Source organism: Escherichia sp. KCJ4928 (assembly GCF_004352695.1).
In the GTDB taxonomy this organism is placed as follows: domain Bacteria; phylum Pseudomonadota; class Gammaproteobacteria; order Enterobacterales; family Enterobacteriaceae; genus ECMA0423.
In genome coordinates this window covers 1-13211 of sequence record NZ_SJWV01000009.1, presented here as the reverse complement: position 1 = coordinate 13211, position 13211 = coordinate 1, and the positions used below count along the sequence as shown (strand labels likewise).

The 13211-nt window shown below is 51.2% G+C and carries 10 protein-coding genes; 3 read left to right on the top strand and 7 right to left on the bottom strand.

The genetic code is table 11. The features are described 5' to 3' along the window. Nucleotides 1-286: 286 nt before the first annotated feature. Complete coding sequence (locus tag E0D98_RS02710) at nucleotides 287-1540, bottom strand: MFS transporter (RefSeq protein WP_000091849.1); 1254 nt, start codon at nucleotides 1538-1540, stop codon at nucleotides 287-289. A 106-nt stretch (nucleotides 1541-1646) separates the two neighbouring features. Here E0D98_RS02710 and E0D98_RS02705 point away from each other — a divergent pair, with 106 nt between their 5' ends. From E0D98_RS02705 to bioD, 3 genes are all read left to right on the top strand, one after another. Next, complete coding sequence (locus E0D98_RS02705) at nucleotides 1647-2540, top strand: LysR family transcriptional regulator (RefSeq protein WP_001019530.1); 894 nt, start codon at nucleotides 1647-1649, stop codon at nucleotides 2538-2540. Between the two features lie 134 nt (nucleotides 2541-2674). Continuing rightward, entirely contained in the window at nucleotides 2675-3895 is a 1221-nt protein-coding gene (gene mlc / locus E0D98_RS02700) for a sugar metabolism global transcriptional regulator Mlc (protein WP_000225276.1), read from the top strand. A gap of 124 nt (nucleotides 3896-4019) precedes the next feature. Beyond that, complete coding sequence (bioD, locus tag E0D98_RS02695; protein WP_000919226.1) at nucleotides 4020-4715, top strand: dethiobiotin synthase; 696 nt, start codon at nucleotides 4020-4022, stop codon at nucleotides 4713-4715. Here the strand turns inward: bioD and clcB are convergent. The 6 genes from clcB to ynfE form a co-directional block, all read right to left on the bottom strand. Further along, nucleotides 4668-5960, bottom strand: coding sequence for a voltage-gated ClC-type chloride channel ClcB (clcB, locus tag E0D98_RS02690; RefSeq protein ID WP_001315626.1), 1293 nt, complete (start codon nucleotides 5958-5960; stop codon nucleotides 4668-4670). The two genes, bioD and clcB, sit on opposite strands and share 48 nt — an antisense overlap. A gap of 158 nt (nucleotides 5961-6118) precedes the next feature. Beyond that, nucleotides 6119-6733 carry a Tat proofreading chaperone DmsD gene (gene dmsD / locus E0D98_RS02685; RefSeq protein ID WP_000148710.1) on the bottom strand — a complete coding sequence of 205 codons (615 nt, stop codon included), beginning with the start codon at nucleotides 6731-6733 and terminating at the stop codon, nucleotides 6119-6121. A gap of 42 nt (nucleotides 6734-6775) precedes the next feature. Beyond that, complete coding sequence (gene ynfH, locus E0D98_RS02680; protein ID WP_000526492.1) at nucleotides 6776-7630, bottom strand: selenate reductase membrane anchor subunit YnfH; 855 nt, start codon at nucleotides 7628-7630, stop codon at nucleotides 6776-6778. Between the two features lies 1 nt (nucleotide 7631). Then, complete coding sequence (gene ynfG / locus E0D98_RS02675) at nucleotides 7632-8249, bottom strand: DMSO reductase like molybdoenzyme iron-sulfur subunit YnfG (protein ID WP_000213028.1); 618 nt, start codon at nucleotides 8247-8249, stop codon at nucleotides 7632-7634. Nucleotides 8250-8259: 10 nt separating this feature from the next. Beyond that, nucleotides 8260-10683, bottom strand: a complete 2424-nt coding sequence (gene ynfF / locus E0D98_RS02670; RefSeq protein ID WP_072095381.1) for a selenate/tellurate reductase subunit YnfF — start codon at nucleotides 10681-10683, stop codon at nucleotides 8260-8262. A gap of 60 nt (nucleotides 10684-10743) precedes the next feature. Beyond that, nucleotides 10744-13170 carry a selenate/tellurate reductase subunit YnfE gene (gene ynfE, locus E0D98_RS02665; protein ID WP_000041556.1) on the bottom strand — a complete coding sequence of 809 codons (2427 nt, stop codon included), beginning with the start codon at nucleotides 13168-13170 and terminating at the stop codon, nucleotides 10744-10746. Nucleotides 13171-13211 lie beyond the last annotated feature (41 nt).

The following is a 13211-nucleotide window of genomic DNA, read 5'->3' as shown; positions in this document are numbered from 1 at the left end:
GCGTTGATAATAACGTATTGTGACTTAAGGGAAATTTAGCTACCAATAATAGTAGTCTTGATCGGGTTAACTATTTTACTACTTACAAAGCGGTAGAATAACTGCGCATCAGTAATAAATGACACACAGCAAAATGAATCCGTTTATTTGGGTACTTATAATCCTGATGACGCTAGACGCGCTGCGGGAATTGGCTGGCGCTTCGTCTATTTTAGGATGGCTATTAACGTTGGTTTGAGCAGGCAATAAGTCCGGACGGGTATTTACCGCAGTCCGGACTTATTTTTCAGGCGTGCAGACGACGATGCAAACGCGTCCCGACCAGCAGAGCAATGACCAGCATCAGAGCAATAAATGCGCCGACGCCGTTCCAGCCATAGTTATGCCAGAAAACACCACCCAGCGTCCCGGCAATACTCGATCCCAGATAGTAACTGAACAGATACAGCGAGGAGGCCTGGCCTTTAGCGCGTTTTGCGCGGGGGCCGATCCAGCTGCTGGCAACTGAGTGGGCTGCGAAGAATCCTGCTGAGAAGAGTAACATTCCGGCAAAGATCAGCCACAGCGAGCTAAATAAGGTCATCAGTAAACCAAATAGCATAACTCCCGTCGAAAACAACATCACCGGACCGCGCCCATAGCGGGTGGTCATGGTTCCGGCTTTGGGTGAGCTCCATGTACCGGTCAAATAAGCCAGCGATAATAAGCCAACCACGGCCTGACTGACATGCCAGGGGGAGAGCATCAACCGATAGCCGATGTAATTAAACAGCGTGACGAACGACCCCATCAGCAAAAAGCCTTCTGCGAACAATAACGGTAATCCCCGGTCACGCCAGTGCAGACGAAAGTTGATAAACAACGTCTTAGGGCGCAGCGAAGTCGGGCGAAAATGGCGTGATTCAGGGAGGATTTTCCAGAACATCAACGCCGAGGCCAGCGAGAAACAACCGATTGCCGCCAGAGCAATTCGCCAGTTGAAAAAGTCCGTGAAGACACCACTAATTAAGCGTCCGCTCATGCCGCCAATTGAGTTGCCGCTGATATACAACCCCATCGAAAAGGCCACGAAACTGGGGTGGATTTCCTCGCTAAGATAAGTCATGCCAACAGCTGCCACGCCACTTAACGAAAGCCCAATCAAGGCGCGCATAATCAAAATGCCGTGCCAGCTGGTCATCATTGTCGAAAGTAACGTACAAATGGAGGCCAACAGTAGCGCCGTGACCATCACTGGTTTGCGACCAATGGCATCGGATAGGGGGCCAGTAAACAGCAAACCAATAGCCAACATCGCCGTGGAAATGGACAGTGAAATACTACTGTTCGCGGGCGTTAAGCCAAACTCCTGCGAAAGCACCGGAAGGATAGGTTGCACACAATAGAGAAGTGCGAAGGTTGCCAGTCCGGCAGAGAACAGCGCCAGGGTGACGCGCATAAATTGCGGCGTACCGCGTTTAATAAATTGATTTGGCTGAGAAATGCTTTGCTTGTCAGTGTCGCTTGCCGGAGCGCCATCAACAGTTGTAGTACGGCTCACTTGAAATCCTTGCTAAATATGCCTGTGGATCAGGCTTATACATAGGGTAGGAAAATCGAATTGTTCTGTCTAATATATTAATAATCTCAAATAAGATGTTTTAAATATGAATATTGAACTTCGTCATCTGCGTTACTTTGTTGCTGTTGCGGAAGAGCTGCATTTCGGGCGCGCCGCTGCCCGCCTGAATATTTCGCAACCGCCGCTAAGTCAGCAGATTCAGGCGCTGGAGCAACAAATTGGTGCCCGACTGCTGGCACGAACCAATCGCAGTGTATTGCTGACGGCAGCAGGAAAACAGTTTCTTGCAGATAGTCGGCAAATCCTGTCTATGGTGGATGACGCTGCCGCTCGCGCTGAAAGGCTGCATCAGGGTGAAGCGGGGGAGTTGCGTATTGGTTTTACTTCGTCCGCTCCTTTTATTCGGGCGGTGTCCGATACGTTATCGCTGTTTCGCCGTGATTATCCTGATGTCCATTTACAAACTCGCGAAATGAACACTCGTGAGCAAATCGCTCCGCTCATTGAAGGAACGCTGGATATGGGATTGCTGCGTAACACAGCGTTACCGGAGACGCTTGAACACGCAGTCATCGTCCATGAACCGCTTATGGCGATGATCCCGCACGATCATCCCCTGGCAAATAACCCGAATGTAACGCTGGCTGAACTGGCGAAAGAACCCTTTGTCTTTTTTGATCCGCACGTCGGGACAGGGCTGTATGACGATATTCTCGGACTGATGCGACGTTACCATTTGACGCCCGTCATCACTCAGGAGGTGGGCGAGGCAATGACCATCATCGGTCTGGTTTCCGCCGGTCTGGGTGTTTCAATTTTGCCTGCTTCATTTAAACGTGTTCAGCTCAACGAAATGCGCTGGGTGCCGATTGCTGAAGAGGATGCGGTTTCTGAAATGTGGTTGGTCTGGCCGAAACATCATGAACAAAGTCCAGCTGCGCGTAACTTTCGTATTCATCTGCTGAATGCTCTCAGGTGAGGGAAATTTCAGCGAAAAAGCCCGAAAAATGTGCTGTTAATCACATGCCTAAGTAAAAATTTGACGACACGTATTGAAGTGCTTCACCATACCCTACAGATTATTTCGGAGCGCGAAAATATAGGGAGTATGCGGTGGTTGCTGAAAACCAGCCTGGGCACATTGATCAAATAAAGCAGACCAACGCGGGCGCGGTATATCGCCTGATTGATCAGCTTGGTCCAGTCTCGCGTATCGATCTTTCCCGTCTGGCGCAGCTGGCTCCTGCCAGTATCACTAAAATTGTCCGTGAGATGCTCGAAGCACACCTGGTGCAAGAGCTGGAAATCAAAGAAGCGGGGAACCGTGGCCGTCCGGCGGTGGGGCTGGTGGTTGAAACTGAAGCCTGGCACTATCTTTCTCTGCGCATTAGTCGCGGGGAGATTTTCCTTGCTCTGCGCGATCTGAGCAGCAAACTGGTGGTGGAAGAGTCGCAGGAACTGGCGTTAAAAGATGACTCGCCATTGCTGGATCGTATCATTTCCCATATCGATCAGTTTTTTATCCGCCACCAGAAAAAACTTGAGCGTCTAACTTCGATTGCCATAACCCTGCCGGGAATTATTGATACGGAAAATGGCATTGTACATCGCATGCCGTTCTATGAGGATGTAAAAGAGATGCCGCTCGGCGAGGCGCTGGAGCAGCATACCGGCGTTCCGGTTTATATTCAGCATGATATCAGCGCATGGACGATGGCAGAGGCCTTGTTTGGTGCCTCACGCGGGGCGCGCGATGTGATTCAGGTGGTTATCGATCACAACGTGGGGGCGGGCGTCATTACCGATGGTCATCTGCTACACGCAGGCAGCAGTAGTCTCGTGGAAATAGGCCACACACAGGTCGACCCGTATGGGAAACGCTGTTATTGCGGGAATCACGGCTGCCTCGAAACCATCGCCAGTGTGGACAGTATTCTTGAGCTGGCACAGCTGCGTCTTAATCAATCCATGAGCTCGATGTTACATGGACAACCGTTAACCGTGGACTCATTGTGTCAGGCGGCATTGCGCGGCGATCTGTTGGCAAAAGACATCATTACCGGGGTGGGCGCGCATGTAGGGCGCATTCTTGCCATCATGGTGAATTTATTTAACCCACAAAAAATACTGATTGGTTCACCGTTAAGTAAAGCGGCAGATATCCTCTTCCCGGTCATCTCAGACAGCATCCGTCAGCAGGCCCTTCCTGCGTATAGTCAGCACATTAGCGTTGAGAGTACTCAGTTTTCTAACCAGGGCACGATGGCAGGCGCTGCACTGGTAAAAGACGCGATGTATAACGGTTCTTTGTTGATTCGTCTGTTGCAGGGTTAACATTTTTTAACTGTTCTACCAAAATTTGCGCTATCTCAATTTGGGCCAGGAAAGCATAACTTAGACTTTCAAGGTTAATTATTTTCCTGGTTTATATTTGTGAAGCATAACGGTGGAGTTAGTGATGCTGAAGCGTTTCTTTATTACCGGTACAGACACTTCTGTAGGGAAAACGGTGGTTTCCCGCGCATTGCTACAAGCGTTAGCCTCCCAGGGAAAAACGGTTGCGGGATATAAACCCGTAGCGAAGGGGAGCAAAGAGACACCCGAAGGGCTGCGTAATAAAGATGCCCTGGTGTTGCAGAGTGTTTCAACCATCGAACTGCCTTATGAAGCAGTTAATCCTATCGCGTTAAGCGAAGAAGAAAGTAGCGTGGCGCACAGTTGCCCAATCAATTACACCCTCATTTCAAACGGCCTGGCAAACCTGACCGATAAAGTCGATCATGTCGTGGTAGAAGGGACTGGCGGCTGGCGCAGTCTGATGAATGATTTGCGTCCACTCTCTGAATGGGTGGTGCAGGAACAGTTGCCGGTGTTGATGGTTGTCGGTATTCAGGAAGGTTGCATTAACCATGCACTGCTAACAGCTCAGGCGATTGCCAACGACGGGCTGCCGCTCATTGGCTGGGTGGCTAACCGAATCAACCCAGGACTGGCGCATTATGCGGAAATCATTGATGTGCTGGGTAAAAAACTTCCGGCACCGCTCATTGGTGAACTGCCTTATCTGCCGCGCGCCGAACAGCGAGAACTGGGGCAATACATCCGCTTAGCTATGCTGCGCAGTGTGCTGGCGGTAGATAGAGTCACGGTGTAACGTCCGCGAAATTACCGACGCAATGACGCAGGCAATCAATAAACCGGGGAGTAGCTGATACTCCCCAGTCATTTCACATATCATCAACGTCGACATAATCGGCGCGTGCGTGGTTGCCGCCAACAGTGTCGCCATCCCGGTCAATCCGAGTAAAAGCGTAATTTCTTCGCCATCAGGGAACCATAATCCCAGGCTACGACCATACAACATGCCAATGGCAAGACCGATAAATAGCGTCGGTGTAAAGACCCCACCGGGTGCGCCGGAACCGCTACTCGCCAGCACGGCACACAGTTTACAAAGGAAGATCCCGGCAATGATCATTAACAGTGGTGGGGCGGTTAAAAAGGATTGTACGGTGCTATAGCCGTTGCCCCACACTGCAGGTGTGAACAGGGAAAGCAGACCCACGATCAACCCGCCTAGTGCCAGTTGCCAGGGCGGCGCAAGTTTGAGACTCACAAATCCACGATGGCAGGCGTTCATTAACGTTAACAACAGTGGTCCGCACAGACCTGCCAGCACACCTGTACTGATAATCAGCGCATAGTCACGAGCCTGAACCGTCACTGAGAGTTGTACGTTGTAGAGTAACGCGTCGCTATGATTAATCAGATTGCTAACCAGCAATGCCACGACGGCGGAAATAATCACCGGGCCGAGAGAGGCCAACATCATAGTGCCAAACAGCACTTCGGCGATAAATAAACTGCCAGCAAGCGGGGCACGATAGGCCGCAGCCATTCCCGCCGCGGCCCCACAGGCGATCCATAATTTCCACTCCTGGCGTGGCGTAAAACGTTGGGCAAAACAGGAGGCGGCAAGGGCAGCTAAAAGAATCATCGCACCTTCGCGACCAATTGCACTGCCGCTGGTTACTACCAGCAGCGAGGCAAGCGATTTAACCAGGCTTGCTGCGTAATCGAACTGTCCATCGGTTTGCAACGCTTCCATGTAATCGGTCGGCGCATGAGGGCGTTGTTGGGTAAATTTCTGCCAGCCCATCAGCAACAAACCCGCCGCCAGTCCGCCGAGCGCCGGAGTTAGCAACCGTCGCCAGGGGGAAAGGTTTGTCGCTGCATTGACCAGACTGCCGGAGTCATTATTGAGGAACAACCACTCCAGTAGCAGCATCGCATGACGAAACCCGGCAACGGCAAAGGCCGCGAGAATACCGACGACTGTTGCGATAAGCAGACGGCGGAACATAGTGCGCAGATCCGGATAGATGTGTAGATGATGCATGAGCAGAAATGGGCAATGAAACACGGGCGACTATTTTGCGGCAAAAGAGGCCAGCCGCAAAAGCAGTGCGTGCTTTAAGAGATAAAAAAACGTGACACTGTAACCTATTATTGCCGGATTGCGCGTAATCGTCACCATCCGGCAATATTACGGTGATCCTATCGAAACAGCGGTTTAACCGCGACAGGAATTAACAGTTGTGATTGCCATTGCGCCAGCGTTAAGCGAGCCAGTTCACCCAGTGCACGGTAGAAAGGGTGTTCTGCTTTTTCGATAAAAACATCAAGAAAACGTGTTGACCACGGAAAAAGGTGCCATGCCAGCAATTCTTCGCATTCTGTCTGGCGACCATTTTCCGCCAACCACGCAGCCATCAACAGCAGTGAACCAAAATGATCTTCCGGTTCGTTTTGCTTCATTTCAAACTGAATGCCTTTCTCGCGCATCCACTGACGAAGTGCCAATGTTGAATCGCCAAACAGCACAGATTCGCGATCCAGCCAGACCGACCCCCACGGCGGAGACGGCAGTGCCCACGGGCCGACAAACAAACGCTGCCAGGCCTGGGCGTGAGTCTCTTCACACTGTGTCTGAAAAGCCGTCACCAGCGGCGCTAATGACGCTTCTGGTAGAGGCCACTGAGTTTCCCAGCCGTCACTGGTGAGTACCGCAACCAGAGGTGCGGCTTCCGCACTCTCTGGAGCGTAATAAAACAGCGCGCCCAACACGCGCGCCGCGACAGAAAAATTATCTTGCTGTGAAAAATGGGTCATTCCTAACATCCTGAAATGTGCGGGTTGCCCCGCACCAATTTGTTAACCTGCAATAGCCATTCCTACTGTCATGTGCAGGCCATAAAAGAGCACACGCCCGATCATCTCACCGCCAAGTATGAGGATTAGCCCCAGAATAAGTCCGGCAACGTGAGGTTCACGGCGACGAATGAGCGGGCAAAGCCAGCATCCAAGACCTGCGCATAACAATACCACACGCCAGACCTGTAAGGAGGCGTAATCTGGTACCAGTGCGCTGGCTTGTTGCACGGATGAGTGAATAGACGCCAGAGACAAACCTTGCAGCACAATCACCCCGGCACAAGCGATCAGCGCCAGAACGCTAATGATGGCAAATGGTGTGGTATTAAATGTAACGCGGGCTGCCCGCAGAATTGCGGCAGCAAGTATTGGACCGCTCAACAATACCGTCAGGAAGAAAGCCAGCGTAGTGTAACCGTTATGCCAGGTTGGCACGGTGTCGATTTGATACACGCAGGTCATCATCCAGACGAAAATGACGCCGAGCGCCATGCTGACAAGTAACCAGAGTTTCCCCAACGCTTGCGGCATTTTACCGATGACCGCCACCAGCCACCATAGTCCGCCAACGGCAAAAAATATGGAACCGGCAGCAATCTCGTTACTCAGACCAGAAGCTCCGATTCGATTCAGCGAGTTAAACGCTCGCAGTGGCGATCCCAGGTGCATGACAGAGGCAATAAACCCGATGCCCATCAACAGCCAGAGGAAAAACATGCCACGGACAATACGCTGACGGTCTGCGTCATTTTTGGCGGCGAACCAGCCAATTCCGCTAACAATCAGCGCGCCTACTACGCATTGACCCAATACGGTAAAGATAACCAGTGGCCACTCATGCCATCCATTTCCCATTTTACACTTCCTCCGGATTAGCCAGATAACCAGTGGTATCGCCGGTCGGGCGGCTGTTGGCGTTAGGTTTGATAACGATATTGGGTTTTGTGAAATGCGCGCGCGGCAGTGGCGCGACGGCAGCAAGAGTGCCGTGCTTCTGGCGCAGCTCTTCAATTGGACCGAACTCAAGTGCACGCAGCGGGCAGGATTCGACACATATGGGTTGTTTCCCCTCGGCGACGCGCGAATAACAACCATCGCACTTCGTCATGTGCCCTTTTTCAGCATTGTACTGTGGCGCGCCGTACGGACAAGCCATGTGGCAGTAGCGGCAGCCGATACAAACATCTTCATCAACCACCACAAAGCCATCTTCACGCTTATGCATTGCGCCGCTGGGGCAGACTTTTGTACATGCGGGGTCATCGCAATGGTTACAGGAGATGGAGAGATAATAAGCGAACACGTTCTGGTGCCAGACGCCATTATCTTCCTGCCAGTCGCCGCCAGCGTATTCATAAATACGGCGGAAACTGACTTCCGGGCCAAGATCTTTAAAATCTTTGCACGCCAGTTCGCAGGTTTTACAGCCAGTACAGCGGCTGGAATCGATAAAAAATCCATATTGTGTGGTCATGGGCTACTCCTTAAACCTTTTCGATCTGGACAAGATTGCTGTGCGACGGGTTTCCCTTTGCCAGCGGTGAAGGGCGGTGAGAGGTCAGAATATTGATACTGCCGCCGTGATCGACCCGGTCACCAAACATATCCGCTTTAAGCCACGCACCTTGCCCGATGGCGGTAACGCCAGGCAGAATACGCGGAGTCACTTTTGCGGCAATCAGCATTTCTCCATTATTGTTAAATACCCGCACGGTATCGCCATGACGGATACCGCGTGCCTGAGCATCAATGGGGTTGATCCACACCTCTTGTGGGCAGGCCTGCTGTAACACATCAATATTGCCGTAGCTGGAGTGGGTACGCGCTTTGTAATGGAAGCCCGTTAACTGCAGTGGATAGGTTTTCCGCAGGGGATCGTCCCAGCCATCAAAACCTGGGGTATACGCAGGAAGGGGATGAATAATTTCATCTTTTTTCAATTCCCAGGTATCTGCAATCTTCGCCAGTCGTTCAGAATAAATTTCGATTTTCCCCGAAGGTGTTTTCAACGGGTTTGCCTGTGGATCTTCACGGAATGCGCGGAAAGCGACGTAGTGTTCTTCCGGGCATTTTTTCTTAAAGATCCCGGTCGTTTTCATCTCCTCGTAGTCGGGCATCTCAGGGTTACGTTCCTTCGTTTTCGCATGGAGATATTTGATCCATTCATGCTGACTGCGACCTTCAGTAAGGGTTTGATAAACGTCTGGTCCTAAGCGTTTGGCGACTTCACTCAGCATCCAGTAGATGGGTTTGCGTTCAAATTTTGCTGAGGTTGCGGGTTGGGCGAGGATCACATAGCCCATATTCCCTGCAGATTCATGAGAGATAAGGTCTTCTTGCTCTGTTGGCATCAGGTCGGGCAACAGGATATCGCAATACTTAGCCGAGGCCGTCATGAAGTGGTCAATGCCAACAATCATCTCGCACTTGCTGTCATCCTGAAGCACCTCATGGGTGTGATTGATGTCGCCATGTTGATTGATCAATGTGTTACTGGCGTAGCACCATAAAAACTTGATGGGGACATCCAGTTTTTCTTTTCCACGAACACCATCACGGGTCGCGGTCATTTCCGTACCATGGTCGATGGCATCTGTCCATGTAAAGACGGAAATCTGCGTTTTAACAGGATTCTCGAGCATCGGGAACCATTCTACCCCCAGATCCCAGCTACCTTCGCGTACGCCTGAGTTGCCGCCGTTTATGCCGACGTTGCCGGTGAGAACGGAAAGCATGGCAATAGCGCGGGATGTTTGCTCGCCGTTGGAATGTCGTTGTGGCCCCCAACCCTGACAAATATAAGCAGGTTTTGCTGAACCGATCTCTCGTGCCAACTGGATAATTTTTTCTGCCGGGATGCTGGTGATTTTTGCTGCCCATTCCGGCGTTTTAGCTATGCCGTCAGGCCCTTCGCCCAGAATATAGGCTTTATAATGCGCGTTACGTGGTGCGTTGGCGGGCAGCGTTTTTTCATCGTAACCAACACAATATTTGTCGAGAAATGGCTGATCGACCATGTTTTCAGTAATCAGTACCCAGGCAATCGCACAGGCCAGTGCGCCATCGGTGCCAGGGCGAATGGGCAGCCATTCATCTTCACGCCCGGCAGCAGTGTCGTTATAACGTGGATCGATGACGATCATGCGTGCGTTTGAACGTTCGCGGGCTTGCTCGACGTAGTAAGTGACACCACCGCCGCTCATCCGCGTTTCTGCCGGGTTATTTCCGAACATAACGACCAGTTTCGTATTGGCGATATCATCCGGGCTGTTGCCATCATTGGCACCGAACATATAACTCATTGCGGCACTGATCTGTGCGGTACTGTAGCTGCCATAGCGACTGAGAAAACCACCGCAAGAGTTCATCAGACGGTACGGGACGTTTGAGTTGGTGATATTTCCGCCATCTACACCTGTTCCGTACAGGACATGTACAGCCTCATTGCCGTAATCTTTTAGGATCCGCCGAAGATTATCACTGATGGTATCCAGGGCTTCGTCCCAACTTATCCGTTCAAATTTACCTTCACCGCGCTTGCCGACGCGCTTCATGGGATATTTCAACCTATCAGGATGATTCATCCGTCGGCGGATAGAGCGCCCGCGTAAACACGCGCGAACCTGATGATTACCGTAGACGTCGTCACCTGTCGTATCAGACTCCACCCAGTACACGGTGTCATCTTTCACATGCAAACGTAACAGACAGCGGCTCCCGCAGTTAACGGTGCAGGAACTCCAGACCGCTTTCTCTTCTACCGGAACCTCTGCCGCCCGAACCATTTGGGAAAATGGCAGAGTGAAAGCACTGCTTGCCAGCGCGAGACTGCCAAGTGCGGAGGTTTTCATCAGACTTCTACGGCTGATTTCAGCCTTCATGAGCGCCTCTGTGGTATGGATTTTCATAATTACTCACTTATTGCTTTTCAAACAAAATGTCATGCCAGAATTTATGGTTGTAGTGGGTTATATTTTTTCGATCTCGACCAGATTAGTGTGCTGCGGGTTTCCCTTCGCCAGTGGTGAAGGGCGCAGAGTGGTTAGCGTATTCACACAGCCGCCATGGTCGATTTTATCGCCAGACATATTGGCCTCGTGCCAGGCTCCCTGGCCCATAGCGCTAACTCCAGGGAGAATACGTGGTGTCACTTTGGCTGGTAGCCGAACTTCGCCACGATGGTTAAACACCCGCACCATATCGCCGTTGGCAATCCCACGTTTCTGCGCATCTATAGGGTTGATCCACACCTCCTGACGGCAGGCAGCCTTCAGGAGATCAATATTGCCGTAGGTCGAGTGAGTACGGGATTTGTAATGGAAACCAAACAGTTGAAGTGGGAAGGTTCTACGTTCAGGGGAGTCCCAGCCTTCAAAGGTAGAGGCATAAACTGGCAGTGGGCTTATCACTTCATCTTTTTCCAGTTCCCAGGTACGGGCAATTTCCGCCAGCTTGCTGGAATAAATTTCAATCTTACCGGAAGGTGTTTTAAGTGGATTTGCCTCGGGGTCGTCACGAAATGCTTTGTAGGCGACAAAATGACCATTGGGATCTTTACGCTTATAGATACCCATTTTTTTCAGTTCGTCGTAAGACGGTAACGCCGGATCTTTGGCAAGCATTTTGGCGTACAGATGTTGTAACCATTGTTCCTGCGTGCGACCTTCAGTGAACTTTTGATAGACGTCAGGTCCAAGACGTTTCGCGACTTCACTCAGGATCCAGTAAATCGGTTTACGTTCGAATTTTTCGCTGGTGACTGGCTGGAGGAAAATGAGATATCCCATGTTACCGGCGTAGTCGTTAGGAATAATATCTTCCTGCTCAACGGTCATCAGGTCTGGCAGCAGAATGTCGGCATATTTTGCCGATGAGGTCATAAAGTTTTCGATGACCACAATCATTTCGCATTTCGATTCGTCTTGCAGAATTTCATGCGTTTTGTTGATGTCAGAATGCTGATTAACGAGGGTATTTCCCGCGTAGTTCCAGATGAACTTAATGGGCACATCCAGTTTATCTTTGCCGCGGACGCCGTCGCGGATTGCCGTCATTTGCGGACCATGATCGATAGCATCTGTCCAGCTGAAGCAGGAGATTGACGTTTTGACCGGATTATCCAGCACCGGCAGGCGTTCTATGGTAATGGTATAGGTCGATTCACGCGCGCCACTATTTCCGCCGCTGATGCCGACATTGCCCGTCAAAATAGGTAACATAGCAATAGCGCGTGCAGTCAGTTCGCCGTTTGCCTGGCGTTGCGGCCCCCAGCCCTGGCAGATATAAGCGGGTTTTGCTGTGCCAATTTCACGCGCCAGTTTGATGATACGGTCTACCGGGATACCGGTAATTTGCGAAGCCCACTGCGGCGTTTTCGCTGTGTTATCATCACCTTCACCAAGAATATAGGCTTTATAGTGACCATTTTTGGGTGCATCTGCGGGTAAGGTTTTTTCGTCATAGCCGACGCAGTATTTATCGAGAAAAGGTTGATCAACGAGATTTTCGTTAATCAATACCCAGGCAATACCCGCAACCAGCGCGGCATCGGTGCCCGGGCGAATAGGGAGCCATTCATCTTCACGACCAGCAGCCGTATCGGTATATCGCGGATCGATAACAATCATTTTGGCGTTCGATTTCTCGCGCGCTTTTTCAAGAAGATAAGTGATGCCACCGCCGCTCATGCGGGTTTCTGCCGGGTTGTTACCAAACATCACGACCAGCTTGCTGTTTTCAATATCCGTGGTGCTGTTGCCATCATTACTGCCGTAGGTGTAGGGCATGGCACAGGAAATTTGCGCGGTGCTGTAGGAGCCATACTGATTGAGTGAACCGCCGTAGCAGTTCATCAGGCGTTTGACCGCCGAGGCTGATGGCGAAGAGCGGGTCATATTGCCGCCAACAATCCCCGAAGAGTACTGAATATATACAGCCTCATTGCCATATTGTTCGACGGTTTTTTTCAGGCTACTGGCGATAGTATCCAGGGCTTCATCCCAGCTAATCCGTTCGAATTTGCCTTCACCGCGTGTACCCACGCGTTTCATTGGGTAATTCAAGCGATCGGGATGATTAATACGCCGGCGGATGGAGCGACCGCGCAAACAGGCGCGTACCTGATGGTTGCCGTACTCATCGCTGCCGGTATTGTCAGTTTCCACCCAGGTCACTTCATTATCTTTAACATGTAGACGAAGTGCACAGCGGCTACCACAGTTGACGGAACAGGCACCCCAGATCACTTTTTCGCTGGCCTGTTGTACCGTTGCCGCTGCACTGCGCAGGGTGAACGGTAAAGAAAAACCGCCTGCAGCCAGCGCCAGAGAACCTATCGCGGTTGATTTAACGAGTGTTCTGCGGCTGATGCCCACCATTCGGTCATTTTTGGACATAACTCACTCCCTGTTCTTTATCGTTATATAAATGTTTATAT